This is a genomic window from Corallococcus sp. RDP092CA (assembly GCF_041903675.1).
Classification (GTDB): Bacteria; Myxococcota; Myxococcia; order Myxococcales; family Myxococcaceae; genus Corallococcus.
Genome location: NZ_JAYESI010000011.1, coordinates 197,470 through 223,930 on the forward strand (window position 1 = coordinate 197,470; position 26,461 = coordinate 223,930).

Genomic DNA, 26,461 nt, shown 5'->3' on the forward strand with positions numbered 1-26,461 from the left:
CTCCTACCGGCGCGCCTTGCGAGCCGGCTTGCCCCGAGTGGACTTCTTCGCCGCAGCCTTCTTCGCGGAAGCCTTCTTCCCCGCCAACTTCTTCGCGGAGGCCTTCTTCGCAGGGGCCTTCTTACCCGCGGCCTTCTTCGTCGCCGCCTTCTTCGCGGAGGCCTTCTTCGCAGGGGGCTTCTTACCCGCGGCCTTCTTCGTCGCCGCCTTCTTCGCGGAGGCCTTCTTCGCAGGGGGCTTCTTGCCCGCAGCCTTCTTCGCGGCGGTCTTCTTGCCCGCAGCATTCTTCGCCGGAGCCTTCTTCGCGGCTGGCTTCTTACCCGCAGCCTTCTTCGCCGGAGCCTTCTTCGCGGGGGCCTTCACCGACTCCGCCGCGCCCTCGGGCGCCTCGCGGGCGTCGCCCCCCTCCTTGGCCCGGTCGAACTCGCGCATCGCGTCGTCCACGAGCCCCATGCTCATGTACGCGACGCCCAGGTCGTGGTGGTCCGCCGCGGACAGCCCTTCCTTGGTGCCCTCGCGCAGCTTGTTGAGGGCCTCCTCCACCACCGGATCCGCCGCCTGGGGCGCCTGCGAGGCCTCTTCCGCCTCGATCTCACCCTTCAGCTCCTGGCCCAGGTTCACCTCTTCGTCCTTCGGCGCCCGCGGCTCGGTGGACACCTTCACCTGCGCGCTCCCGGGCGCGGGGGCTTCGGACGCTTCAAGAGCTTCAGGGGCTTCGGACTCGGTGCTGCCCGGCAACGGCGACGGCGTCTCGGACATGGGGGGCTCCGGGGCGATGCGCTGGAGGTGATCCTGCAGCTTGACCGTGCGCTCCTGGAGCTCCGCCACCCGGGCCTTGTCCTTCTCCACCACGTCGGGCGGAGCGCGGGCCACGAAGTTCGGGTTGTCCAGCTTGCGCTGCAAACCGGCGAGCTCCTGCTCGGCGCGGGCGATCTCCTTCTTCAGGCGGTCGCGCTCCGCGTCCAGGTCCACCAGGCCCGCCAGGGGCACGTAGATCTCCAGGTTGCCGCTCACGAACGCCGCCGCCTGCGGAGGCTTGGCGCCCGGGGGGCCCACCACCACCTCGGACAGCCCCGCGAGCGGCATCAGGTACGCGCGCCAGCGCTCCAACAGCTCGCGCGTCGTCGCGTCCGGGCTCTGAACCACCGCCTTCACCTTCGCGGACGGCGGCAGGTTGCTCTCGCCGCGCAGCGTGCGCACGCCCTCGATGGCCGCGATGACCGGCGCCATCTCCGCCTCCGCGGACGCGTCCACCCGCGCCGCCTCCGGCTCCGGGTACGCCGCGATGCAGATGCTCTCCGTGGGCCGGGACATCGGCAGCTTCTGCCAGATCTCCTCGGTGATGAACGGCATGAACGGGTGCATCAGCCGCAGGATGCGGTCCAGGCACGTCACCAGCACCGCGCGCGTGGTGTCCTTGGCCTCCGCGTCGTCGCCGTACAGCGAGCCCTTGGCCAGCTCGATGTACCAGTCGCAGAACTCCGCCCACAGGAACTGGTACAGCGTGGACGCCGCCTCCGCGAAGCCGAACGCCTCCAGCGAGGCGCGCGTCTCCGTCGTGGCCTTCTGCAGCCGCGAGAGGATCCACCGGTCCGCCAGCGTCAGCGCGCGGCCCTCCAGCGGCGTCGTGTCCAGGCTGAAGTCGCCCATGTTCATCAGGGCGAAGCGGCTGGCGTTCCACAGCTTGTTGCAGAACGCCTTGTAGCCACCCAGCCGGTCCATGGACAGCTTGATGTCCCGGCCCTGCTGCGTGAGCGACGCGAGCGTGAAGCGCAGCGCGTCCGCGCCGAACGCGGGCATGCCCTGCGGGAAGCGGTTGCGCAACGACGGCTGGAGCGACTCCGCCTTCGCGCCGAGGATGACGTCCAGGGGATCGATCACGTTCCCCTTCGTCTTGGACATCTTCTCGCCCTTCTCGTCGCGCACCATCGCGTGCAGGTACACGGTGCGGAAGGGCACGTCGTTCATGAAGTGCAGGCCCATCATCATCATCCGGGCGACCCAGAAGAAGATGATGTCGTGGCCCGTCTCCATCACGGACGTCGGGTAGAAGGTCTGGAGGTCCGCCGTCTGCTTCGGCCAGCCCAGCGTGGAGAACGGCCACAGCGCGGACGAGAACCAGGTGTCCAGCACGTCCGGGTCCTGCGTCAGCTCCTTGCCGCCGCACTTCGGGCAGGACTCCGGCGCCGTGCGCGACACGATGACGTCCGCCGTGTCCTTCGAGCGCTCCTCCGCCGGCGTGCACGCCGTGCAGTACCACGCGGGGATCTGGTGGCCCCACCACAGCTGGCGGCTCACGCACCAGTCGTGGATGTTGCGCATCCAGTGGAAGTACGTGTTCGTCCACGACTCGGGGACGAACTTCGTGCGGCCCTGCTCCACCGCCTCGATGGCCGGCTTCGCCAGCGGCTCGATCTTGATGAACCACTGCGGCGACAGGCGCGGCTCCACCACCGTGGCGCAGCGCTGGCAGGTGCCCACGTTCAGCTTGTGCGGCTCCTCCTTCTCCAACAGCCCCTGCTCCGTCAGGTCCGCCAGCACTTGCTTGCGCGCCTCCGCGCGATCCAGGCCCGCGTACTTGCCGGTGTCCTTCGTCATCCGCGCCGCTTCGTCCAGGATGGACAGCATCGGCAGCTTGTGGCGCAGGCCCGTCTGGTAGTCGTTGAAGTCGTGCGCGGGCGTGACCTTCACCACGCCGGTGCCGAACTCCATGTTCACCAGCTCGCCGTCCGCGATGACCGGGATCTCCCGGTCGGTGAGCGGCAGCGCCACGCTCTTGCCGATGAGGTCCTGGTAGCGCGGATCCTCCGGGTGCACGGCGACGGCCGTGTCGCCCAGCAGCGTCTCCGGGCGCGTCGTCGCCACGGTGAGGAAGCGCTCCGTGCCCTTCACCGGGTAGCGGATGTGCCAGAGCGAGCCGTTCTTCTCCTCGTGCTCCACCTCCAGGTCGGAGAGGGCCGTGCGGCAGGACGGGCACCAGTTGATGAGCTTCTGGGCCCGGTACATCAGGCCCTCTTCGTACAGCCGGACGAACACCTCGCGCACCGCGGCCGAGGACTGCTCGTCCATGGTGAAGCGCTCGCGGCTCCAGTCCAGGGACGCGCCCAGGTAGCGGTGCTGCTCGCCGATGCGTGCGCCGAACTTGCCCTTCCACGTCCAGACGCGCTCGAGGAACGCCTCGCGGCCCAGGTCGTGGCGGCTCTTGCCCTCCGCCTTCTTGAGCTCCTTCTCCACGACCATCTGCGTGGCGATGCCCGCGTGATCCGTGCCGGGCAGCCAGAGCGCGTTGAAGCCGCTCATCCGCTTCCAGCGCGTGAGGATGTCCTGGATGGTCGCGGTGAGCGCGTGGCCGATGTGCAGGCTGCCCGTCACGTTCGGCGGCGGCAGCACGATGCTGAACGGCGGCTTGGCGGAAGGGGCCTCGGCGCGGAAGTAATCACGCTCCAGCCAGTGGTTGTACCACCGCGCCTCCACCTCGGAGGGCTCGTAGGCCTTGGACAGTTCAGTCGTGTCAGTCATTGCAAGCGGCCGGCCCCCGACGGGGCCGGCGGGGAATCAGAGGGGACTGCGAATCAATGCTGGGTCTCGCGGTCCTTGATGAGCCGCTCCAGCTCCTCCCGGATGATGGTCTCCGCCAGCTGCGGGACGACCTCCCAGGCGATCTTCTCGATGACCTCGCGCGACGCCTTCGAGAGGGCCTCGCGAAGCAGCGCCTCGCCGCCATCCGCGGCCGGACGGGCCCGCGCCGCGGGCGGGGCGGCCGGCGCCGGGGGCCCGCCGATGTCCAGGGAGATCTCCTCCGCGCCGCTGGGTTCGGGCAGCGAGTCCTCGATGCGGATGCTCTCCGGCCGGGCCTGCGCCGCAGGCGGGGCGGTCGGAGCGCCCAGCCCGAACGGGTCCCGGGCCCGGGCAGCCGGCGGCACCGCGGCCGGAGGCGGCGCGGACGGCAGCGGAGCGGCGCCCGGAGGACGCGGGAAGCCGCCCGGAATGTTCGGGGCGCCAGGACCCGGAGGACGCGCGGCCATGCCCGGCGGCGGCGCACCCGGCGGACGCGCGCCCGGCGGCACGGCACCCGGCGGAGGACGCGCACCCGGCGGCATCGCGCCCGGCGCACCCGGAGGACGCGCACCCGGCGGCATCGCGCCCGGCGGAGGACGCGCGCCCGGCGGCATCGCGCCCGGCGCACCCGGAGGACGCGCGCCCGGCGGCATCGCGCCCGGCAGCGGACGCGCCGCGCCCGGCGGCGGGGGCACACCGGCGCCCGGAGGACGCACGCCCGGCGGCACGGCGCCCGGCGGAGGACGCGCGCCCGGCGGCATGGCACCCGGAGGCGGCGCACCCGGCGGACGCGCGCCCGGCGGCGCGGCGGCGGGCGGAGCACCAACCGGAGCGCTCGGAGCGGCGGTCTGGGGCAGCACGCGCGTCGCGGCGGACGCGGGCATCGTGTTGGACTTCTGGCCCACCAGGGCCTTCACCTTGTCCAGGAGGATCTGGCTCTCGAAGGGCTTGGTGATGTGGTCATCCGCCCGGGCGGCCTTCGCGCGGTTCTCGTCGAACGCCTCGAAGGTGCCGGCCAGCAGCAGCACCGGGATGCCCTGCGTGGCGGGGTCGCTCTTGAGGGCCTCGCAGACCTCGTAGCCGCTCTTGCCCGGCATCATCACGTCGGCGAGCACCACGTCCGGACGCAGCTCGCGCGTGCGGGAGATGGCGTCCAGCCCGTTGTCCACCGCGGTCACCTGGAAGTCTTCCGTCGCGAAGATCATCCCGATCACCTTGCGGATGGTGAGCGAGTCGTCGGCGATCAGCAGATTCTTGGGCATCGGCTCCGGCCTCGGGGGGCGCATACCCCCCTGAATTCGTTTGAGATTTCGGGCGAGCAAGCCTGCCTGCACGCCCTGTGTCAATCGGAGAAGCTTAGGATTCGCGCTTTGGGCCGATCAAGAAAACATGCGCTGCAGGTCCAGTAACATCACCGGATCCGGCAGCCCTGGCGCCCGGAATGTTCCGGGCAGCTCGGCCGGCTTGAATTTCTGCAGCACGCCAAGCACCCGGGTGGCCGCCAGCCCCACGTTCCGGCCTGACAGCTCCGTGAGGACGAACAGCTCCTCCGCCCGGGCCGGGGCCCCCAGGAGCGCTGGAACCGAACAGATGGGCCACAGCGCCTGCGCGTGCGGATAGACGCCCGCCACCGGCCCGCTCTGCACCGGCAGCACGCTGAAGGCCTCCCCCCGGGGCACCACCTGGGAGACGCAACCCAGCGGCACCCCGAAGAGCACCCCCTGCGACTCCAGCACCAGCGCCCGCTCCGGGGGCGCGTCCACCCAGTGCACGGGCCGGGGCTCCGGCGGGGTCGCCCGGGGGCCCGCCCGGTGCGGCAGCGCCTCCACGATGAGCTCCAGGTACAGCCGGTCCTTGTGCAGCACCGCGCCCCGGCTCAGGGGCGCCAGCGAGTCCGCCAGGCCCGGGGGCAGCAGGAAGAACGGATCCCTCGCGACATCCCCGACCTCCACCACGGAGCGCACCCGCACCGCGAGCGTGGGGCTCACGTCGAGGACCACGACCATGCCCGGCACGTCCTCAGGCGGGCCGCCGAGCAGCGCGGAGAGGTCCTTCACCTCCAGTACGCCGCGCAGGCTGGCGCCGCGAGCGCCCGGCATCGCGACCTCGATGACGGAGGTGGCCTCCACCGCGTAGCGAGTCTCACCGGCCTCCACCAGCAGGCAGAGTCGCCGTCCGCTTTCAAAGGGCACGGAGCGGGACCCTAGCAGCGTTCCGGCGTTGGGTGCTAAGCCGTGAACAGTCATGGCGCGACTGCTCCTCGTCGACGACGAAAAGATCGCCCGCAACCTCTACGGCGACTACCTCACGGCCGCGGGACACTTGGTCACGGCCGTCCCTGGCGTGGCGGACGCGAAGGCCGCCCTCTCCGCGGAGCGGTTCGACGCGGTGGTGACCGACCTCATCCTCCCCGGCGGCGACGGCATGGAGGTCTTGCGCCACGTGCGCGAGCGCTACCCCGGCGTGGAGGTGGTGGTCATCACCGGCCTGGACAAGGTGGCCCCCGCGGTGCGCGCCATCAAGAGCGGCGCGGCGGAGTACCTCGTCAAGCCCGTGGCGCCCGAGGCCCTGGAGCACGCGCTGCGCCGCGCGCTCACCACGCGCGACCTGATGCGCGAGAACGCCTCCCTGCGCCAGCACGTCGCGCTCCTGGAGGCGGGCCAGCGCATCGCCACCACGCTCGACCGCGAGCGGCTGGCCAACGCCACCTCCGACGCGCTGGAGTCCATGGCCAACGCCTCCGCGGTGATGCTCCTGGAGCGCGACCCCAACGGCGCGGGCTTCCGCTCGCACGGCATGCGCGGGCTGCCGGTGGACCTGCACGAAGCGCTCGTCCCGCAGCTCATCGAGCGGCTCTCGGGCACGCGCGCGCCGCTGGCGCTCGACGGCCTGCAGGTGCCGTGGCCGCGCACCCTCTCCTTCCCCGCCGTGGACGGCGAGCTGGTGCTGGGCCACGCGGTGCTCTTCCACGACAGCGCGCCCGCCGAGCACCACGCGGAGACGGTGGGCTTCCTCGTGCGCAACTGGGCGCTGGCCCTGCGCAACCTGGGCCGCTTCGCCGCCGTGGAGGACCTGGCCTACGTCGACGACCTCACCCGCCTGTTCAACACGCGCTACCTGCACCTGGTGCTGGACCGCGAGGTGAACGAGGCCCTCCAGACGGAGCGGCCCTTCTCCCTGCTGTTCCTGGACCTGGACCGCTTCAAGGCCATCAACGACACGCACGGCCACCTGGTGGGCTCGCGCGTGCTGGTGGAGGCCGCGCGCGTGCTCAAGGGCTGCGTGCGCGACCCGGACGTGGTGGCGCGCTTCGGCGGCGACGAGTACGTGGTGCTCCTGCGCGGCACGGACTCGGGCGGAGCCCTCAAGGTCGCCGAGCGCATCCGCCGCACCATGGAGACCCACCAGTTCCTGGGGCGCGAGGGGCTGGCGCTCAAGCTCACCACCTGCATCGGCGTGGCCAGCTTCCCGGAGCACGCCCAGGACAAGGACCACCTGCTGGACCTGTCCGACCGGGCCATGTACCGGGGCAAGCGCGGCACCCGGAACGTCGTCTACATGGCGGCGCAGGACCTGGAGGCCACCCCGGCCGAGCGGCGGCAGAACCCGCCTCCTCAGGGCCAGGGCTGAAGCGCGGGCCCCGCGCTACTTGCGCAGGCTGCCCACGGTGAGGTGCTTGGGCAGGTCCACCTCCACGGGCTCGGCGCCCTCGCCCACCGCCTCCACCTCTTCGTGAGAGGCGCCGGTGGTGATGAGGCGGTACTTCTGCGACGCCTCGCGGTCGTGCTGGGCCTGGGCCGGATCCAACCGCGCGATGAGCTGCCAGAACAGGGCGGCGTGCTCGCGCTCCTCGTCCATGACGTGCCGGAGGATGGCCTTCGCCTCCTCGTTGTCCGTCGCGTCCAGGTGCGCGGCGTAGAGGTTGATGGCGTCCAGCTCCGCCTCGATGTTGAGCCGGATGGAGCGGGCCAGTTCGGAGTCCGTCAGCTTCCGGGGCACCAGCGAGTGGAACGGGTTCGTCTGCGGCATGAGGGGCCTCTGCGACAGGGAGGGTCCCCAGCAGGCGGGCGGGCACGGCGCGTCCCGTCGGGCCCGGCTGGAGGGCGCTCGCGAGCATCCGTGCGGCCGCGAGCGCGGTCAACCGAATCCCGCCGGGGGTGCGTTGCGCGTGAACACCCGCCTCCGCCATGCTCCCTCGCATGGAGACCCCCTCGCCGCTCACGCAGCTGCTCCAGGCCCTGGACGCGGGGGACTTGGAGAAGGCACGGCTCGCGGCCGTGGCGCTGCAACGCGCGAACGCCCACACCCACCAGGTGGCCGCGGAGGTCCTCCACGAGCTGCGCCAGCCGCTGCTGGGCGCCAAGGCCTACGCGCAGCTCCTCGCCGAGGAGGGCGGCGCCAGCGGCCCGCTGAAGCTGCTGCTCGCGCAGGTGGAGCGGATGGAGCAGATCGTCTCCGACTTCATCCGCCTGGCCAGCGAGCGGCCGGCCCCGCAGCAGCGGCTGTCCCTGGCCGCGCCCATCTGGGCGGCGGCGAAGGTGTTCAGCGTCAACCCGGACTCGGCGCGCATCTCACTGGAGGTGGAGGCCCCCGAGGACCTCACCGTCCAGGGCAACGCGCGGCTCATCGAGCAGCTCACGCTCAACCTGCTCAACAACGCGCGCGACGCCATGTCCGGCCGGGGGCGCGTGAAGGTGACGCTCGCGCGCGAGGGCGCGTCCGCGGCCCTCTACGTGTCCGACTGGGGACCGGGCATCCCGGACGACCTGCGCACGCGCATCTTCGAGCCCTACGTCTCCGCCAGCAAGCGCGGCACGGGCCTGGGGCTCGCCGTCTGCCGGCGCATCGCGCAGGAGCACCAGGCGCAGATCGCCCTGGTGCCGCCCACGACACTGCGCGAGGTGCCGCCCCCGGCCACGGTGTTCCGCGTGCTCTTCCCGCCCACGGACGCGCCGCGCCCGCCGCGCAAGCGCCTGCTGGTGGTGGACGACGAGGCCATCATCCGGATGGTCTTCAAGGACCTGATGGACAAGGAGTGCGAGGTCATCGAAGCGGCCACGGGCGAGGCCGCGCTGGAGCTCCTCCGCGCGTCGCGCGTGGACCTCATCATCACGGACAAGAACCTGCCCGGGCTGTCCGGCCTGGAGCTGGCCCAGCACGCGCGCAAGCTGGACCCCACCTCGCGCGTCATCCTGATGACGGGCTACCCCTCGCTGGTGACGACGCAGCAGGCCCTGCAACTGGGCGTGGTGGACTACCTGCTCAAGCCCTTCGACGACATCCGCCAGGTGCGCGCGCTCCTGCGTCAGGCGCTCTACACGCCGGCCGCGCCGCCCGCCCCGGTCACGGCCGCCGCCGGGCGCCGGGTGGACGTGCTGGAGGACAACCCGGCCACAGCGCGGCTCATCTCGGAGGCGCTGGGCCAGCTGGGCCTGGAGGCGCGCATCGTCTCCGGCCCGGAGGCGCCCACGCTGGAGCCGCCCGTGGGCGTGGTGGTGTCGTGGGACTTCGCGCCGGCCTACGGCAAGAAGGCGCTGGAGCTGGCGCGGGGCATGAGCCAGGGCGCGCCCTTCGTCGTCCTGGCCGAGCACCTCACCATGGAGACCGCGCTGGCGTCGCTGCGCGCCGGGGCCGCCGCGTGCCTGCCCAAGCTGCTCTCCGACACCGCGGCGCTCAGCCGCGAGCTGGCCCTGGCCTTCAAGAAGACCGCGCCCTGAAAAGACTCCGGCCCCGGGCGCCCCGCGTCGCGCGGAGCCCACCGGGGCCGGAAACCCTACGGCGCTACGGAGCCTTCAGCGCGGCTCAGTAGTCCATGTCGTCGCCGCCGTACTCCGGCATGGCGCCGCCGGCCGCGCCCTTGGCCTTCTTCTTCGGGCGCTCGGCGATCATCGCCTCGGTGGTGAGCAGCAGGGACGCCACGGAGGCGGCGTTCTGCAGCGCGGTGCGCTCGACCTTCGTCGGGTCGATGACGCCGGCCTTCTCCAGGTCCTCGTAGACCTCCGTGCGCGCGTTGAAGCCGAACGCGCCCGTGCCTTCCCTCACCTTGTTGATGACGACGGCGCCCTCGATGCCGGCGTTGCTGGAGATCTTGCGCAGCGGCTCCTGCAGCGCCTTGCGGATGATCTCCACGCCGAAGTCCTGCTCGCCGCCCAGCTTCAGCGTCTCCAGGGCCTTGAGGCTGCGGATGTAGGCCACGCCGCCGCCGGGGACGATGCCCTCCTCGACGGCCGCGCGGGTCGCGTGCAGCGCGTCCTCCACGCGGGCCTTCTTCTCCTTCATCTCCACTTCGGTCGCCGCGCCGACGTTGATGACCGCCACGCCGCCCACGAGCTTCGCCATGCGCTCCTGGAGCTTCTCGCGGTCGTAGTCGCTGGTGACCGTCTCGATCTGCGTGCGGATGAGCTTGATGCGGCCCTCGATGTCCGCCTTCTGGCCGGCACCGTCCACGATGGTGGTGTTGTCCTTGTCCACCGTGACGCGCTTGGCGCGGCCCAGGTCGTTGAGGGTCAGGTTCTCGTACTTGTGACCCAGCTCCTCGCTCACCACCATGCCGCCCGTCAGCGTGGCGATGTCCTTGAGCATCTCCTTGCGGCGGTCGCCGAAGCCCGGCGCCTTCACCGCGGCCACGTTCAGCACGCCGCGGATCTTGTTCACCACCAGGGTGGCCAGGGCCTCGCCCTCGATGTCGTCCGCGATGATGAGCAGCGGCTTGCCCGCGCGCGCCACCTGCTCCAGCAGGGGGATCATGTCCTGCATCGACGAGACCTTCTTCTCGCTGATGAGCAGGTAGGGGTCGTCCAGGACGACCTCCATGCGGTCGCGGTTCGTGACGAAGTACGGCGACACGTAGCCGCGGTCGAACTGCATGCCCTCCACCACGTCGAGCGTCGTCTCCAGGCCCTTGGCCTCCTCGACGGTGATGACGCCCTCCTTGCCCACCTTCTCCATCGCGTCCGCGATGATCTTGCCGATGGTCTCGTCGCCGTTGGCGGAGATGGTGCCCACCTGCGCGATGGACTGCTTGTCGGACGTGGGCTTGGAGAGCTTCTTCAGCTCCGCCACCACCACCTCCACCGCCTTGTCGATGCCGCGCTTGAGGTCCATGGGGCTGTGGCCGGCGGCCACCAGCTTCAGGCCCTCCTCATAGATGGCGCGCGCGAGCACGGTCGCCGTGGTGGTGCCGTCGCCGGCCTTGTCGGAGGTCTTCGACGCGACCTCCTTCACCATCTGCGCGCCCATGTTCTCGAAGCGGTTCTCGAGATCGATCTCCTTGGCGACGGTGACGCCGTCCTTGGTGATGGTGGGCGAGCCGAAGCTCTTCTCGATGACCACGTTGCGGCCCTTGGGGCCGAGCGTCACCGCGACCGCGTCCGCCAGGACCCGGACGCCGCGCAGGATGGAGTCGCGCGCGGACTGATGGAAGAAGATTTCCTTGGCTGCCATCGTAACCTCCGAAAATACTTGGGGAATTTCTACGAATGGGGATGGCCGTTAGCACTCGGCCATGTCGAGCGCCAACATAAGGGCCGCGTCGACGATGTCAACGGAAAGGGGCAGGCGTGTGGGCCTGAGGACGCCTCCCGGCCCGCCCGGGTGGGGGGCCGGGCGACCTGGGAGGGGCCCTACTCCGCGAAGCGCACGAGGTTGAGCAGCTGCCCCATGTCCAACGGCTTCTGCAGGGTGATGGCGACGCCCTTGCGCAGGCCCCTGTCGGAGATGTTGGCGTCCGTGCTGGCGGTCATCATCAGGACGGAGATGTTCTGGAAGCGGGGGTCCGCCTTCAGCATCTCCGTGAAGTGGATGCCATCCAGGTGGGGCATCAGGTAGTCGGTGATGACCAGCCCCACGGGGTGACGCTCCATGATGTCCAGGGCCTGGAGCGCGTCCGACGCCGAGAACACGGTGTAGCCATGCATCTCCAGGTAGCGAGAGAGCATGGTGCACAGCTCGTAATCGTCGTCGACGACCAGGATGTTCACGGAGGTTCGGGCCGAAACGGGGCGCTGGAAGGTAACAGCGACGCCGGTCGTTGACAACGCGAAGGGCGGCTTCTTAGCTGCCTGCCCGTATGGCGAAGCGCATGGCCAAGCAAGGGGAGCCACGGGGCGTGGACGCACGGCTGGAGGGGGTGGCGGACGCCTTCGAGGCGCGGGACTTCGAGGCCGCGCTCGCCCGCGTGGACGCCCTGTTGCGGGACGTCCCGGATTCACCAGAAGCCCTGCACTACCGGGCCGCCGCGCTGGTGGAGGTGGGCCGCCTGGAGGACGCGGGCAGGGCCTACGGCGCCGCCCTGAAGGTCGCCCCGGAAGACCTGGAGATCCTCTTCAGCGCGGCGGAGTTCCTCGTCTGTCGCACGGGCGAGGACCGCGAGGCGGTGGAGGAAGGGCTGGAGTGGTGCGGCCGCGGTCGGAAGCTGGCGCAGAAGGCGGACGACGTGGAGCTGGTCTACGAGTTCCTCCTGCTGGAGGGCATGGGGCTCAACCAGTTGGGGGAATGCGAGTCCGCGCTCAAGGTGCTCGACCAGGCGCTGGCGCACATGCCGCGCTCGCCGGACGCCCAGCTGGAGCGGGGCATCGCCCTGTTCGAGCTGTGCCGCTTCGCGCCCGCGCAGGAGGCCTTCGAGCGGGTGCTGAAGGACGCGCCGGACGAGGCGTGGGCGCACCACTACCTGGGGCTCATCGCGGAGCGGCGCGGGGACGCGAGGGAGTCGAAGAAGCGCTTCGCGCGGGCGCAGGCGCTGGCGCCGGAGGAGCTGCCGCCGCCGGTGGCGCTGGAGGAGGCGGCGTTCGACCGCGCGGTGGAGGACGCGATGGGCGCCCTGCCCTCGCAGGTGAAGCAGTACATGGACAACGTGACGCTGGCGGTGGAGGACCTGCCGTCGGACGAGGACCTCCTGGGTCAGCAGCCGCCGCTGTCGCCGTGCATCCTGGGGGTGTTCCGGGGCACGCCGGTGGGCGAGCGCAGCGTGATGGACGCGGCGGATCACTTCCCGCCCTCCATCGTGCTGTACCAGAAGAACCTGGAGCGCTTCGCGCGCACGCGCGAGGAGCTCATCGAGCAGATTGGCATCACGGTGATGCACGAGGTCGGTCACCTGATGGGTCTGGATGAAGACGACCTGTGGGAGCGGGGGCTGGACTAGCGCCGCCCTCCCCTGCCCTGATGCGCGCCATGCAAGCATGGACGAGGCTGGGGCTGATGGCGGTGCTGGGCCTGACGGGCTGCTCGGGCGACGAGGACGAGGACCCGCGCGTGTGTCCGCAGGTAGTGGTGTTCGCGCGCTCGGACAGCGGGACGTGTCAGTCCTACCCGACGCCGTGCGACGTGCCGCAGGGGTACGTCGAGTGCTGTGGCGGGCTCTTCGGCGGCTGCACGGCGGGCGTGTCCGGGACGAGCTGCGTGGATGATCCGAGCGACACGTGCGACCCCGGGCGCAGCGCGGACTGCCCGGGCATCTGCCAGTAGGCGCCGCGGCTCAGGCGGCGCGCGAGCCCTTGTCCTCGAAGTAGGCGCGGCGGGCGCAGGTGGGGCACTGCCACTGCACCAGCGTGAGGTGGCGCTCGCCCAGGACGACGGCCTCGTGGCGGAGCGAGTCGCGCGGGGCTGCGCTGCTGCCCCCGCAGGCGCAGCGCAGCCGGCCCAGCGTGGAGAGCAGCTCCTGGGGGCTGGAGATGGGGATGGCGGACCCGGCGCTGTCGCCCTGGTGGTCCGCGTCGAACTTGCGCGCGAAGGCGCGGCGCCGGCCCCACGCGCGCCCCTTGCGCCAGAGCTCCACCGGGCCGCCCTGCGCGATGACGAACCACAGCACGAGGCACGTCGCGAGGACGCCTAGGAGGATGGCGCCCGCCTCGCCGGACGGGCCGGACGAGGCGTGGCGGCGGTCGGCACGGCTCCGGAGCTGGATGTAGTAGCCGCGCTGGTCCTCGGTGGCGCGCACGGCCTTGACGAACTCGGCGATGCGCTCGGGCGGGACCGAGTCCGCGGTGCTGCGGTAGGTGTAGTCGAGCAGCAGCGTCTTGCCTTCGGAGCGGGTGTCGGCCTCGAAGCGGAAGGCCGGGCCCTCCACGACCTCGTCCTCTGTCTTGACCAGGGGCAGGTCGCGGCCCTTCAGCGTGATGCGGTGGCGGGCGAAGACGGGGTGCTCCACCTCCAGCGGGAAGGCGCGGTGGGAGTAGCTCGGCTCGGCGAGGTGCTGGCGCAGGGCGTGCGCGCGGAACTCCCGGCGACCGTCCGAGGACCAGAAGTCCTCGATGCGGTAGTGCTCGCGCAGGACGAGCACGTTCTTCACGGCGTCGTCGTCCACCGTCATGGGCTTCGCGATGGAGAGCTTCGCGTCCGTCTTCGCGTAGAAGTTGAAGTAGTAGCGGGACACCTCGGACAGGGACGTGCGCGCGAGCGCGCGGCGCATGGAGTTGGCGGACTCCCCCGTGCGCGTGGTGACGACGTCGAGGGTCGCGGCCCCGTCGCGGTCCATCGCGACGTAGGTCTCGTCCACGAAGACGGAGGGCTCCGCCAGCGTGGGCGCGGGGATGACGGAGAGCGCCGTGGTGCCGGGGGTGACGAGGAGGGCCCGGCCGTAGGAGGGCGGCGCGTAGCTGTCGAGCCCGCCGCGCTCCAGCGTCGCCGTGGGATCCACCCACAGCTCGCGGCCGGCCACGGTGGCGTGGACGATGGCGTGGTTGAACGCGGTGGCGGTGGGGCGCATGCCATCCAGCAGCTGCGTGAGCTCCGTGTTCACGAGCGCCGGCTGCGCGTCGATGCCCAGGCCCTTGAGGAGCGACACCAGCAGGAGCGACTTGTCCTTGCAGTCGCCGAAGCGGCGCTGGAGGACCTCATCGGGAGGATGGGGCTGGTGGGAGTTGGGGCCCATCTCGATGCCCAGGTAGCGCACCTCGTCCTGGACGAAGCGGAGCGCGGCGAGGAAGCGCGCCTCCGGGGTGGGCTCCTTCGAGAGCCGGAGGACCTCCTGCTCCAGCGCCTTCGAGCGCTGGGGCACCTGGAACAGCGTGGAGGCCCAGCGCGCGACATCGTTCCAGTCCTTGTACTCGCTGAACTGGATCCACGGGTAGACGGGCTGCCAGCCGGGGACGTTGTCCTCGTGGCGGACGGCGGGCACGTGGCGGCGCTCCAGGAGGATTTCGCGCTCGCCGTTCAGCATCGACTCCGAGCGCGACAGGCCCGGCGCGGCGAAGTCCCGGACGAAGAGCGTGCGCCCCCGCCCCTCCGGCCAGAGCAGCCGGTAGGCGAAGTGGACCACGGGATAGGGGCGGCCCACGCCGACGCTGTCGGAGAAGCGGCCCTTGAAGACGGGGTTGGCGCCCTCGAAGGAGTAGGCGAGCTCCACGGTGTCGCCCACGCGCACGTCGCGGAGGAAGGGCACCACGGAGAGGGCGCCGTTGTAGAGCCGGTTCTGGAGCTCGGATTCCTGCTGGATGACGCGGGCTTCGGAGGGCCGGAAGACGTCCTCGCGGCGGCCGTCGCGGATGCGCCAGATGCCGTGGACGGTGAGCTTCTGGTAGCTCGGATCGAAGCGGAGCTGGATGTCCGTGACGCGGTCGATGCCCTGCGGCGAGAGGACCTTCTGGGCCGAGTGCAGGTAATGCTCGCGCGAAGGGCCCGACACGCGCACCTGCTCCTCGATCAGCAACTGGGAGACGCTGGTCTCCTCCCCGCCCTCGGGCGTCGGGCCTGGGTCCGAAGGAATGGGGAGCGGCTTCACCCACGCGGCGGGAGGCCCGACGCGAAACGGCATGGCGTTCGTCGCCGCCCGCGCGGTCCCAGCGCTCAAGGACAGACACAGACACAGCAGCAGGAGGGACGCCGGCAGGAAGCCCGGTGCCAGGAGGACGGGACGGAAGGTTCGGCGCATGGCGGAGAGGGCGCTCATCATGGAGCCCGGATGACGCGCCGGGCAAGGCACCCCCTGGGACGGAGGGCGGCGTCCCTATCCATTCTCTTACCAGCGAAAGCCGGCTTGCAGGCCAGGTCTGGAATCACCATGACACCGTGACCTGGGGGGCGGGGATGCCAGCGCTGCGGAACGGCCAGATGACGATGGACCGGGAGCCCGTCTGGAGCGACCTGGGCTGCATGAGAGCACGTGGAGCAGGTGGACGACCCGAACGTGAAGCGCGGGCAGGAGCTGTTCCTTTCCGCCCAGGGGAGTTGGTTGGTGCATCAGGTGAGCGCGGACATGCACAAGGCAATGCGGATGACACGGGAGCAGTTCGAGTGGCTCGCGCTGTTCCACTGCGACGTAAGCCCGGGTCTCCGCGCGCAAGCTGTGGCCGTGGTTGACGTGCTGGCGCGGAGCGGCGGTAATCGCCTGCGGTAGGGCCTCCGGACCTGGTGGCCGGCTTGGTCTTCAAAACCAATGTGAGGCGCTGAGAGGCGTCTCTGGCGAGTTCGATTCTCGTGCCCTACCGCCATTCTCCGTGGGTGTCACCTGAACGCGCCTGGGGTCGGACGTCAGGACTGGACGCTGTTCGCCGCGCGCGTCTGCTCGACCCAACGGCGCCAGGCCGCCGGAGCTCCCCCAGGTCCCGCCCCGCCAGGACTCGGACAGTTCTCGATTCGAGCGAGAACATTCGCAAGCCACTCGAAGGCGAGGCGCTGGTTGGCGCCCCCGGGCCCGTCTTGAACAACGCTGGGTGCTAGCCGTTGCGCTTCGCGAAGTCGTCCATGAAGGACACCAGCGTCTTCACGTGGTCCACGGTCACCGCGTTGTACAGAGACACACGGATGCCGCCCGTGATGCGGTGGCCCTTCATTCCCACCATGCCAGCCTTGGCGCCTTCGGCCACGAACGCCTCTTCCAGCTTTTCGTCCCGCAGGCGGAAGACGACGTTCATGTACGAGCGCGAGGCATTCTCCACCGGCGCCCGGTAGAAGCCCGCGTTGCGGTCGATGGCCGCGTACAGCAGGTCTCCCTTCTCGCGGTTCCAGGCCTCCACCTGCTTCAGGCCTCCCACGCCCTTGATCCACGCGAGCACGTTGCGGCAGAGGTAGATGGAGAAGGTCGGGGGCGTGTTGTAGAGCGAGTTGTTCTCCGCGTAGGTCGCGTAGCGGAAGATCTTCGGGATGTCCTTGCGGCCCTTCGCCATGAACTCCTTGTGCACCAACACCAGGACGATGCCCGAGGGCCCGATGTTCTTCTGCGCACCCGCGTAGATGAGCGCGAAGCGGCTCACGTCGATGGGCTTCCACAGGATGTCGGAGCTCATGTCCGCCACCAGCGGCACCTGCCCCACTTCCGGGAACGTGTGCCACTGCGTCCCGAAGAGCGTGTTGTTGCTCGTCATGTGGACGTAGGTGGCCTTCGGGTCCAGTTGGAGCTCGGCCTGGGTGGGGATGCGCGTGAAGCGCTTGTCCGGGCCCACCGTGTTCGCGGCGATGCGCGGCGTGCCGTAGTAGCGCGCCTCCTCCACCGCCTTCTCACTCCACCCCCCCGTCACCACGTAGTCCGCGGAGGCGCCCTGGGTGAGGAAGTTCATGGGCACCTGCGCGAACTGCTGCGAGGCGCCTCCCTGGAGGAAGAGCACCTCGTGGGTGTCCGGGACGGCCAGCAGCTCCTTCACCAGCGCGAGGGCCTCGTTGTGGACGGCCTCGAAGGCCTTGCCCCGGTGGCTGTGCTCGATGATCGACATGCCCGTGCCCTGGAAGTCGAGCAGTTCGTCCCGGGCCCGCTCCAGCGCCGCCGTGGGGAGGCCCGCGGGGCCGGGGTTGAAGTTGATGACGCGCATGGCCGTGTCCTCTGGAAGGTGAACCGCGCCGGCATTCTCGCTCGCGGGACTCCGAGGGTCATCAGCAACTTGGGCTCCGCCCCTGAGCATGAACGGCGGGTCGCGCTCCAGGCGTGTCCACGGCAGGGCGGGACAGCAGGGCCCGGCGCTTCCGAGAACCGCGCCGCTCCGGACCGTGCCGAGCCGGGCCGCGCGGTTCCCGTCACTTCACTTCGTCACATCAAGGGTTCTTGAAGTTCTGCGCCACGAAGTCCCAGTTCACGAGGCTGTTGAGGAAGGTCTCGATGAACTTGGGACGCGCGTTGCGGTAGTCGATGTAGTAGGCGTGCTCCCACACGTCGATGGTGAGCAGGGCCTTCTTGCCGTGCTTCAGCGGCAGGTCCGCGTTGGCCGTCTTCATGACGGCCAGCTTGCTGCCGTCCTTCACCAGCCAGGCCCAGCCGGAGCCGAACTGCGTGGCGGCCGCGTCGGAGAACTGCTTCTTGAACTCGTCGAAGGAGCCGAAGTCGCGCTTGATGGCGTCCGCCAGCTCACCCGTCGGCTCGCCGCCACCCTTCGGCTTCATGCAGTTCCAGAAGAACGTGTGGTTCCACACCTGGGCCGCGTTGTTGAACACGGGACCGTCGCTGCTGAGGATGACGTCCTCCAGCGACTTGCTGGCCTCGGGCTTGCCCGCCGTGAGCTCATTCAGCTTGTTCACGTACGTCGCGTGGTGCTTGTCGTGGTGGTACTCCAGCGTCTCCGCGCTCATGTGAGGGGCCAGCGCGTCCTTCTTGTAGGGAAGCTCGGGCAGCGTGAAGGGCATCGGGTGCGTCCTTTCTGGGTACAGTGAGGTTCGTCTTCGTTCGCTACTTCGGGGCGGGCCCTGGCTCCGGGTGCGCCGACAGCGCGCGATACGCCCGGTTCCAGTAGAGCAGCGGTTCTCCGTCCACTCCCCGCTGGATGCGCTCCACGCGGCCCACCAGCAACAGGTGATCGCCGTAACGGTGCACATCCAACAGAGCGCACGCCAGACCCATCAGGCTGTCCCGCACGAAGGCCTCTTCGTCGAACACCAGGCCCTCGGCCTCCCCCTTCGCGCACCGGACGGACACGTCGCGTTGGGTGGCGGACAGCACGCTCACACTGAAGCGACGGGCAGCCTCCACCCGCTTGAGCGTGCGGGAGGTCTGCTGCAACGCCACGACAATCAGCGGAGGCGTCAGGGAGAGCGAACTGAAGGAGCTGACCGTCGTCGCCGCGACCCCGTCTGCGTCACGGACGGAGACCACCGCCACCCCGCTCGCCCACCGGGACATCGCCTCCCGGAAGTCCGGGGCCGACACCCCTTCAGTGCCGCTCTGAGTCATGTGGCGGTCTCTACCACCTGGCCCGCCACACGGTCAGCACTTCCTCCAATCCATTGGCGGAATACCAATGGGGTGGCAGCGAGCCGCCCCAGCCCCGGTGAACGGTGCGTCGACTCTCCGACACCCCGGACCCGGGCTCAGGTGACCGGACGCGCCTTACCGAACTTCTTGCTGAGCCGGTTGTTGATGACGAAGTCCTCCGCCACCAGTCCCAACAGCGCCAGCGTCAGCGCGTGGGGCGAGCGCAGCTCCCCGTCCACTTCCGGCGACGGGAGGATGGAGCGAAGGAACTCCGAGTGCGCGATCTTCGCGATGGCGACCTCCTCGTAGACGCCGAGGACCTCCGTCTCCACCTCGCTCGCGAAATGATCCGGATACTGCGCCTGATGGTGCGCGATCTGCTTCAGCAGGACGGGATGCTCCACGTTCAAGAGCACGACCCCGTTGGGGCACTCGGGGTCGCGGGGTGACCAGACCGCGAGGTAGCCCGGCCGCTCCACCTCGTCCTTCTTCACCCGCCGACACTGGCCGCCATGGCAGGTTCGCGCCTGGACCCATTCATTAGCGCACCTCCTCGGCGATGCCTCTCCCCCGAAGGAGGTACCTCCATGAAACCTGGATCCGAGCCCACTGCGCCGCTGACGGAAGGATCGCCCTACGGGGAGAGAGGCAAGGGGTGGTGAGGCGCGACATCGCGCCGCACCTTCTGGGGAAGGGAGTAGCGGATGCGATTCGCGGACTTCGTGGGCTTGGCCGCCCAGCTCTTCGAGGACTCGGGCGTGAGCGTGATGGTGGTGGGGGCGGTGGTCTCCGTGGCGCTCGTCCTCCGCGACGCACGGGGGCCACGGCAGGGAAACACCTACCGCCAACTGCGCCAGTACCTGGGTCGTTCCATCCTGCTGGGGCTGGAGCTGCTCGTCGCGGCGGACATCATCCGCACGGTGGCGGAGTCCCCCACGCTCCGGCAGGTGCTCATCCTGGGCCTCATCGTCCTCATCCGGACCTTCCTCAGCTTCACGCTGGAGATGGAGATCGACAGGCGGTGGCCCTGGCAGCCGCGGCCACGCGACGAGGATGGAGCCGGCCCCCCGCGCGGCTGACGGCGTGGAAGGCGAGCGCCGCCGGAGAGGGCCCACCCCGCCGCTCCTCCTGTCATCGGGTGCCGGCCAATCAGCGGCCGCGCCTCCGGGCGGGCGCGGGCTGCCCGCGTGAGCCAGGAATGCACACCCTTCAGGTCAGGCCACTTCCATGGTGGAAAGCGGCGTCACGAGGCCCTGCCTCCAAGCTCGCCGGGAAGGGCCGGGGCCAGAGGAGGCGCGCGTGGAGAGTCCCAGCGCAAGCTTCGACCGGGAGGCCTCCGAGGCGCTCAACGACGCGCACTCCCGGCTGCTCCTCGAGACGCTGGTGTCCAGCACGCCCGTGGGGCTCGCGGTGGTGGATCTGGAGCCGCGCTTCGTCCAGGTCAACGACGCGCTGGCGGACATCAACGGCATCCCCCGCGCCGCCCACCTGGGCCGCAAGGTGCAGGAGATCGTCCCGGAGATGTGGCCCACGCTGCGTCCCCAGTACCAGCGCATCATGGAGGGCGGGGCCGCGCAGACGGTGGAGGTCCGCGGCGTCACCTCCAAGGAGCTGGGCGTCGAGCGCCACTTCCTCGTCAGCTACTACCCGGTGCGCACGGGCACGGGGGTGCTGCTGGGCATCGGCGTCATCGTGGTGGAGGTCACCGAGCAGCGGAAGGCCCACGACGCGCTCGTGGCCAGCGAGCAGCGCTACCGCTCGCTGGTGGAGGCCATGGCGCAGCCGGTGTGGACCACCAACGCCCGCGGCGAGGTGGTGGAGCCCGCGCCGCGCTGGATGGAGTTCACCGGCCAGACGCAGGCGGAGCACCTGGGGCTGGGCTGGCTCGCCGCCATTCACCCGGATGACCGCAAGCGCGTGGTGCGCGGCTGGGTGGAGTCGCTGCGCACGAAGACGTCCTATCGGGGCGAGTTCCGCCTGCGCTTCCACGCGGGGGGCTGGAGGGACGTGGTGGGCCGGGCGGTGCCCGTGTTCAGTGACGAGGGCACCATCCGCGAGTGGGTCTCCACGGCGGAGGACATCACCGAGCGCAAGCAGGCGGAGGCCCTGGCGGAGAACGAGCGCGCGAGGCTGCGCTCCGTGCTGACGAGCGCCCCTGCCTCCATCGCCATCCTCTCTGGCGAGCGCCAGGTCTTCACGCTGGTGAATCCCCTCTACAAGAAGCTGTCCGGAGGCGCGGAGCTGATGGGCGTCTCCATGAAGGACTTCGAGAGCGAACGGGCGATCGAGCACTCACGACTGCTGGACGAGGCCTACACCCGCGGAGAGTCGTTCGTGGAGAAGGAGGTCCCCATCACCATCAACGTCGGCGGTGCCGGCGAGAAGGCGACGCGGCGGTTCGACGTGGCCTACCAGCCGCTGCGCGACGTGAGTGGTCATGTGGACTCCGTGCTGTCGTTCGCCATCGACGTGACAGAGCGGGTGGAGGCGCGGGAGAAGCTGGAGGAGTGGGCCGCGTCGCTCCGCAACCAGCAGCAGTGGCTGGAGGCGGTGCTGGACCGGACACCGGTGGCGATGATCCTGGTGGAGCCCGGGACCGGCCGCATCCTCTTCGCGAACCAGGTGGCCCGGAAGCTGGCCGGGGGCGAGATCCCCGAAGGCCTGAGCGAGGAGGCCTACAATGAAGGGGAGCACCGCTTCACGGATGAAGCGGGCCGCGAGCTGCGGGTGGACGAGATCCCCGGCATCCGCGCCGTGAAGGGAGCCCCCGTGCACGGCGAGCCGGTCGTCTGGCACACCCCCACCGGGCGCTACTCCCTGCTGGTGGAGGCGGCCCCCCTGCCCGCCCAGCACGGCCATGAGGAGGCGGTCCTCCTGGCGCTCCAGGACGTCACGGAGCTGCGAAAGACGCAGGCCCAGCTCCAGCACGCGGTGTCGCTCCGGGACGAGTTCCTGACGGTGGCGTCACATGAATTGAAGACGCCGCTGACACCGTTGCAGCTCAAGCTCCAATCCCTGGTACGGGACGCGCAGACGGAGCAGACGCTGGAGGCGCTGCGGGAGCGGGTGGTGAGGACCTCGGAGACCATCTCCGGGCAGATCCGGAAGATGACCACGCTCATCAATGACCTGCTGGAGGTGACGCAGCTCACGGGCCCTTCCGCGCCGCTGCAACTGGAGGACGTGGACCTGGCGGACGTGGTGCGCGCCGTGGTGGAGCGCTTCCAGCCCCAGGCGGCGAAGGCGGGCTGCGAGCTCATCGTCGAAGCGGCACCGGGCATCGTGGGCCGCTGGGACCGCCACCGGCTGGAGCAGGTGGCGACCAGCCTGGTGTCCAACGCGGTGAAGTACGGCGCCGGGCACCCGGTGATGATCCGGGTGGGGCGTCACCGGGGCCGGGCCCGGCTGAGCGTGAGGGACGAAGGCATCGGCATCGCGCCAGCAAACCTCCAGGCCATCTTCGAGAAGTTCACCCGCGCCGTGTCCACCCGGCACTACGGGGGCTTGGGCTTGGGCCTCTTCATCACGAGACAGATTGTCGAAGCCCACCACGGCACCCTGCGCGTGGACAGCCAACCCGGACAGGGTGCGACGTTCATCGTGGAGCTTCCTCTCGCATGAGCGCCTTCAAGAAGCTGCACCGCTTCCGAGTAGTCGCTTCAGTACCGCCGCAGGCACCACAAATCTCGGCCCCTCATGGTCCCATCGGGAGAACGACGCTGATTCGTGGCGCTCAAACTCAAGACAAATCCGACCAGACTCGCCGCTGGCGCATCCCCCAGGCGAAGACCTTGTTGGACCAGAAGCTCGCCATCGTGAAGGTGCGCCTGGACCCCGTCATGGGCCGCGTAGAACCTTCGAACGTTCGAGGGGAATGTCACCCGCAGGTGCCGCGCACACGCGTCGAGGGCTTCCCGCGTCGCACCAGGATTGAAGCGGACCTCCATCCCGACCTTCCTCGTCCCCTGAAGGCTTCACGAGCGCCTCCAGGGGACGGGGATGAAGCCGGGTGCTACCGGCGCGCCTGGGGCACGCCGTCCTCGCCGTACAGGTAGCCCTGCAACGGCTTCACCGCGAGCTCCGAGCGCTTCAGCGACTCCAGCGCGCCCACCGCCATGCGCGCCGCCTGCACCGTCGTGTAGTACGGCACCGAGTGCATCAGCGACTCGCGCCGGATGGAGAAGCTGTCCGCGATCTCCTGCTTGCCGAAGGTGGTGTTGATGACCAGCACGATCTCCCCGTCGACGATCTTGTCGACGATGTTCGGCCGCCCCTCCTTCACCTTCTGCACCCGCTGCGACTCGATGCCCTTCGTCGCCAGGTAGGCGTGCGTGCCCGACGTCGCCGTCAGGCTGAAGCCCAGCGACCGCAGGCGCCGCGCCAGGTCCACCACCGCCGGCTTGTCCTCGTCCTTCACGGAGATGAACACCCGGCCGCCCTTGGGCAGCTTCACCCCCGCCGCCAGCTGGCTCTTCGCGAACGCGGACGCGTAGTCCTCCGCCAGGCCCATGACCTCGCCCGTGGACTTCATCTCCGGGCCCAGGATCACGTCCACCCCGGCGAAGCGCGCGAACGGGAAGACGCTCTCCTTCACCGCCACGTGCCGGAACTCCGGCTCCTCCGTGCGGCCCAGCTCCTTCAGCGTCTTGCCCACCATGCAGAGCGCCGCGATCTTCGCCATCGGCACGCCCGTCGCCTTGGAGATGAACGGCACCGTGCGGCTGGCGCGCGGGTTCACCTCCAGGATGTAGATGTTCTTCCCCTGGATGGCGAACTGCACGTTCATCAGCCCCACCACCCCCAGCTCGCGCGCCATCGCGATGGCCTGGTCCTTCATCCGCTCCACCAGGTCCGGCGACAGCGAGTGCGGCGGCAGCGTCGCCGCCGCGTCACCCGAGTGCACCCCCGCCTCCTGGATGTGCTCCAGCACGCCGCCAATCAGCACCTGCCCCGTGCGGTCCGCCACCAGGTCCAGGTCCACCTCGATGGCGTCCTTCAGGAAGCGGTCAATCAGCACCGGGTGCTCCGGCGACGCGCTCACCGCCTCGCGCATGTAGCGCTCCAGGCTGGCCGCGTCGTAGACCGTCTCCATCGCCCGCCCGCCCAGCACGTACGACGGACGCACCATCACCGGGTAGCCGATCCGCTCGGCCACCTTGAAGGCCTCCGCGTGGCTGCGCGCGACGCCGTTCTCCGGCTGCCGCAGCCCCAGCTTCTCGATCAGCTTCGCGAACTTCTCGCGGTCCTCCGCCCGGTCGATGGCGTCCGGCGACGTGCCCAGGATGGGCAGCCCCGCCTGCTCCAGCGGCACGCTCAGGCGCAGCGGCGTCTGCCCGCCGAACTGCACGATGGCGCCCACCGGCTTCTCACGCTGCGACACCTCCAGCACGTCCTCGATCGTCAGCGGCTCGAAGTAGAGGCGGTCGGACGTGTCGTAGTCCGTGGACACCGTCTCCGGGTTGCAGTTGACCATCACCGTCTCGTACCCGGCCTCGCGCAGCGCGAAGGCCGCGTGCACGCACGCGTAGTCGAACTCGATGCCCTGGCCGATGCGGATGGGGCCGCTGCCCAGGATCAGCACCTTCTGCCGGTCCGTGGGGGGCGCCTCGTCCTCCTCCTCGTAGGTGGAGTACAGGTACGGCGTGTACGCCTCGAACTCCGCGGCGCAGGTGTCCACCCGCTTGAACACCGGCCGGATGCCGCGCGCGTGCCGGTGCGCCCGCACCTCCGCCTCCGTGGCGCCCATCAGCGCGCCCAGGTACTTGTCGGAGAAGCCGTGCGACTTCGCCTGCCGGAGCACGCCGTCCGACAGCCTCTCCAGCCGGCCGAGGTCCGACAGCGCCTGCGCCTCGCGCACCAGCGCCTCGATGTGCCGCAGGAACCACGGGTCGATGGCGGAGAGCTGGTACACCTGCTCCACCGTCATGCCCTCGCGGAACGCCTGCGCCACGAACCACGGGCGCTCGGGGCGCGGCACGCGCAGCGCCTCGTGCAGCACCTTCTCCCGCTCCTCCTTCTCCGCGGGCAGCTCCGGCGACTCCAGGCCCACCCGCCCCAGCTCCATGGAGCGCAGCGCCTTCATGTACGCCTCGGGGAAGGTGCGGCCAATGGCCATCACCTCGCCCACCGAGCGCATGCTCGTGGTCAGCGTCCGGTCCGCCTTGGGGAACTTCTCGAAGTTGAAGCGCGGCACCTTCACCACCACGTAGTCCAGCGTCGGCTCGAAGGAGGCCGGCGTGTCGCGGGTGATGTCGTTGCGCAGCTCGTCCAGCGTGTAGCCCAGCGCCAGCTTCGCGGCGACCTTCGCGATGGGGTAGCCCGTCGCCTTGGACGCCAGCGCGCTGGAGCGCGACACGCGCGGGTTCATCTCAATGACGACCATGCGGCCGTCGCGCGGGTGGATGCCGAACTGGATGTTGGACCCGCCCGTGTCCACGCCGATCTCACGGATGATGGCCAGCGAGGCCTGCCGCATGCGCTGGTACTCGCGGTCCGTCAGCGTCTGCGCCGGCGCCACGGTGATGGAGTCGCCGGTGTGCACGCCCATCGGGTCCAGGTTCTCGATGGAGCAGATGATGATGACGTTGTCCGCGGAGTCGCGGACCACCTCCAGCTCGTACTCCTTCCAGCCAAGCACGCTCTCCTCCACCAGGATGGTGGAGGTGGGGCTCGCCTTGAGGCCCGAGCGGCAGATGGTCTCGAACTCCTCGCGGTTGTACGCGATGCCGCCGCCGGTGCCGCCCAGCGTGAAGGACGGACGGATGATGGCCGGGAAGCCGATGTCCTCCACCAGCGCCATGGCCTCCGTGAGCGTCGTCGCGTAGCCGCTCTTGGGCAGCGCCACGCCAATCTTCTGCATGGCCGCCTTGAAGAGCTGGCGGTCCTCTGCCTTGTTGATGGCCTCCAGCGACGCGCCGATGAGCCGCACCCCGTACTTCTCCAGGATGCCCCGCTCCGCGAGCGCCTTCGCCAGGTTCAGCGCCGTCTGCCCGCCCATCGTGGGCAGGAGCGAGTCCGGGCGCTCGGCGGCCAGGATCTTCTCCGCCGCCTCCACGGTGATGGGCTCGATGTAGGTGCGGTGGGCGAACTCGGGGTCCGTCATCACCGTGGCGGGGTTGCTGTTGAGCAACACCACCTCCACGCCCTCGTCCCGAAGCGCCTTGATCGCCTGGGTGCCTGAGTAGTCGAACTCGACGGCCTGCCCGATGACAATCGGGCCCGAGCCAATCACGAGAACCTTCCGGATATCGGTACGCTTGGGCATCGGGCGCCCCCCATACCAACGTCCGCCCCCACATGCACGCGGTGCGTTGTGAGAGGCCGAGGGACCGTCAGTGCCCGCCCGCTCGGAGGACTCCCGCTCGGCGTCCTCTGCTACGCTGCCGCGCTTCCCTCCGGAGGTTCCATGCGTCGCTGGCCCCTGGCCCTGCTCGTTCTCCTCTCCGCGCCCGCCCTCGCCCAGGACACGGCTCCCGCCGCCACGCCCGCCCCCGCCGAGCCCACTCCGGCCCCGGCGGCCGCCACTCCGGAGCCGACGCCCGCTCCCGCGGCGGCCACGCCCCAGGCGCAAGCGCCCGCCCCCCAGGCTCCGGCGACGGCCGAGCCCACGCCGGCCCCCGCGGCCGAGCCCCAGGCTCCGGCGGCGCCTCCCACGCCGGCCCCCCCCAGGCCCGCACCGGCGCCCGCCAGGGCCACGCCAGCCCCCCCCAGGCCCACGCCGGCCCCCACTCCACCTCCGGCCGCGCCCATGTCCCCCACGGCGCGCCCGCCGACGCCGCCCACGCCCTCCAC

At 70.2% G+C, this 26,461-nt stretch carries 20 protein-coding genes and 1 tRNA gene; 9 read left to right on the forward strand and 12 right to left on the reverse strand.

Going from position 1 to position 26,461, the window contains the following annotated elements; translation table 11 throughout:
* Positions 1–3: 3 nt before the first annotated feature.
* From U8525_RS15005 to U8525_RS15015, 3 genes are all read right to left on the reverse strand, one after another.
* A complete protein-coding gene (locus tag U8525_RS15005; protein WP_374266098.1) occupies positions 4–3,519 on the reverse strand; it encodes a valine--tRNA ligase in 3,516 nt (1,171 codons plus the stop codon).
* A gap of 53 nt (positions 3,520–3,572) precedes the next feature.
* Positions 3,573–4,820, reverse strand: coding sequence for a PleD family two-component system response regulator (locus U8525_RS15010; RefSeq protein WP_374266100.1), 1,248 nt, complete (start codon positions 4,818–4,820; stop codon positions 3,573–3,575).
* A 117-nt stretch (positions 4,821–4,937) separates the two neighbouring features.
* Positions 4,938–5,750: a chemotaxis protein CheW gene (locus U8525_RS15015; RefSeq protein ID WP_374266102.1), complete on the reverse strand. Its 813-nt coding sequence runs from the start codon at positions 5,748–5,750 to the stop codon at positions 4,938–4,940.
* A gap of 52 nt (positions 5,751–5,802) precedes the next feature.
* On the opposite strand from U8525_RS15015, the gene U8525_RS15020 reads away from it, so the two are divergent.
* A complete protein-coding gene (locus U8525_RS15020) occupies positions 5,803–7,188 on the forward strand; it encodes a diguanylate cyclase (RefSeq protein WP_374266104.1) in 1,386 nt (461 codons plus the stop codon).
* Between the two features lie 15 nt (positions 7,189–7,203).
* Here U8525_RS15020 and U8525_RS15025 read toward each other — a convergent pair whose 3' ends face one another.
* A complete protein-coding gene (locus U8525_RS15025; RefSeq protein WP_374266106.1) occupies positions 7,204–7,587 on the reverse strand; it encodes a demethoxyubiquinone hydroxylase family protein in 384 nt (127 codons plus the stop codon).
* Between the two features lie 170 nt (positions 7,588–7,757).
* On the opposite strand from U8525_RS15025, the gene sinK reads away from it, so the two are divergent.
* Complete coding sequence (gene sinK / locus U8525_RS15030; protein WP_374266108.1) at positions 7,758–9,275, forward strand: hybrid histidine protein kinase/response regulator SinK; 1,518 nt, start codon at positions 7,758–7,760, stop codon at positions 9,273–9,275.
* Between the two features lie 85 nt (positions 9,276–9,360).
* Here the strand turns inward: sinK and groL are convergent, their stop codons facing one another.
* On the reverse strand, positions 9,361–11,001 hold the full coding sequence (gene groL / locus U8525_RS15035; protein WP_374266110.1) for a chaperonin GroEL: 1,641 nt from the start codon (positions 10,999–11,001) through the stop codon (positions 9,361–9,363).
* Between the two features lie 179 nt (positions 11,002–11,180).
* Entirely contained in the window at positions 11,181–11,537 is a 357-nt protein-coding gene (locus U8525_RS15040) for a response regulator (protein WP_120546639.1), read from the reverse strand.
* An 89-nt stretch (positions 11,538–11,626) separates the two neighbouring features.
* On the opposite strand from U8525_RS15040, the gene U8525_RS15045 reads away from it, so the two are divergent.
* Both U8525_RS15045 and U8525_RS15050 read left to right on the forward strand, forming a co-directional pair.
* On the forward strand, positions 11,627–12,700 hold the full coding sequence (locus tag U8525_RS15045) for a metallopeptidase family protein (protein ID WP_374266112.1): 1,074 nt from the start codon (positions 11,627–11,629) through the stop codon (positions 12,698–12,700).
* Positions 12,701–12,729: 29 nt separating this feature from the next.
* Positions 12,730–13,023 (forward strand): hypothetical protein, encoded by a 294-nt coding sequence (locus U8525_RS15050; protein ID WP_374266114.1) that lies wholly within the window; start codon positions 12,730–12,732, stop codon positions 13,021–13,023.
* Between the two features lie 10 nt (positions 13,024–13,033).
* Here U8525_RS15050 and U8525_RS15055 read toward each other — a convergent pair whose 3' ends face one another.
* Complete coding sequence (locus U8525_RS15055) at positions 13,034–15,427, reverse strand: DUF3857 domain-containing protein (RefSeq protein ID WP_374266116.1); 2,394 nt, start codon at positions 15,425–15,427, stop codon at positions 13,034–13,036.
* 231 nt (positions 15,428–15,658) lie between these two features.
* Here U8525_RS15055 and U8525_RS15060 point away from each other — a divergent pair, with 231 nt between their 5' ends.
* Complete coding sequence (locus U8525_RS15060) at positions 15,659–15,892, forward strand: hypothetical protein (RefSeq protein WP_374266118.1); 234 nt, start codon at positions 15,659–15,661, stop codon at positions 15,890–15,892.
* A tRNA-Sec gene (locus tag U8525_RS15065) sits at positions 15,888–15,986 on the forward strand. Before U8525_RS15060 ends, U8525_RS15065 begins: the two co-directional genes overlap by 5 nt.
* A gap of 225 nt (positions 15,987–16,211) precedes the next feature.
* Here U8525_RS15065 and serC read toward each other — a convergent pair.
* From serC to U8525_RS15085, 4 genes are all read right to left on the reverse strand, one after another.
* Positions 16,212–17,300 (reverse strand): 3-phosphoserine/phosphohydroxythreonine transaminase, encoded by a 1,089-nt coding sequence (gene serC, locus U8525_RS15070; RefSeq protein ID WP_374266120.1) that lies wholly within the window; start codon positions 17,298–17,300, stop codon positions 16,212–16,214.
* Positions 17,301–17,520: 220 nt separating this feature from the next.
* Positions 17,521–18,105, reverse strand: coding sequence for a superoxide dismutase (locus U8525_RS15075; RefSeq protein ID WP_374266122.1), 585 nt, complete (start codon positions 18,103–18,105; stop codon positions 17,521–17,523).
* 43 nt (positions 18,106–18,148) lie between these two features.
* On the reverse strand, positions 18,149–18,649 hold the full coding sequence (locus U8525_RS15080; RefSeq protein WP_374266124.1) for a flavin reductase family protein: 501 nt from the start codon (positions 18,647–18,649) through the stop codon (positions 18,149–18,151).
* A gap of 137 nt (positions 18,650–18,786) precedes the next feature.
* Positions 18,787–19,164, reverse strand: coding sequence for a hypothetical protein (locus tag U8525_RS15085; RefSeq protein ID WP_374266126.1), 378 nt, complete (start codon positions 19,162–19,164; stop codon positions 18,787–18,789).
* 210 nt (positions 19,165–19,374) lie between these two features.
* Between U8525_RS15085 and U8525_RS15090 the strand changes: the two genes are divergently transcribed.
* Both U8525_RS15090 and U8525_RS15095 read left to right on the forward strand, forming a co-directional pair.
* Positions 19,375–19,749 carry a DUF1622 domain-containing protein gene (locus U8525_RS15090; RefSeq protein WP_374266128.1) on the forward strand — a complete coding sequence of 125 codons (375 nt, stop codon included), beginning with the start codon at positions 19,375–19,377 and terminating at the stop codon, positions 19,747–19,749.
* 220 nt (positions 19,750–19,969) lie between these two features.
* Entirely contained in the window at positions 19,970–22,291 is a 2,322-nt protein-coding gene (locus tag U8525_RS15095; protein WP_374266130.1) for a PAS domain S-box protein, read from the forward strand.
* 391 nt (positions 22,292–22,682) lie between these two features.
* Here the strand turns inward: U8525_RS15095 and carB are convergent, their stop codons facing one another.
* On the reverse strand, positions 22,683–25,934 hold the full coding sequence (gene carB / locus U8525_RS15100; RefSeq protein WP_374266132.1) for a carbamoyl-phosphate synthase large subunit: 3,252 nt from the start codon (positions 25,932–25,934) through the stop codon (positions 22,683–22,685).
* A gap of 141 nt (positions 25,935–26,075) precedes the next feature.
* Here carB and U8525_RS15105 point away from each other — a divergent pair.
* A partial coding sequence (locus tag U8525_RS15105; RefSeq protein ID WP_374266134.1) for a hypothetical protein occupies positions 26,076–26,461 on the forward strand: 386 nt, incomplete at its 3' end.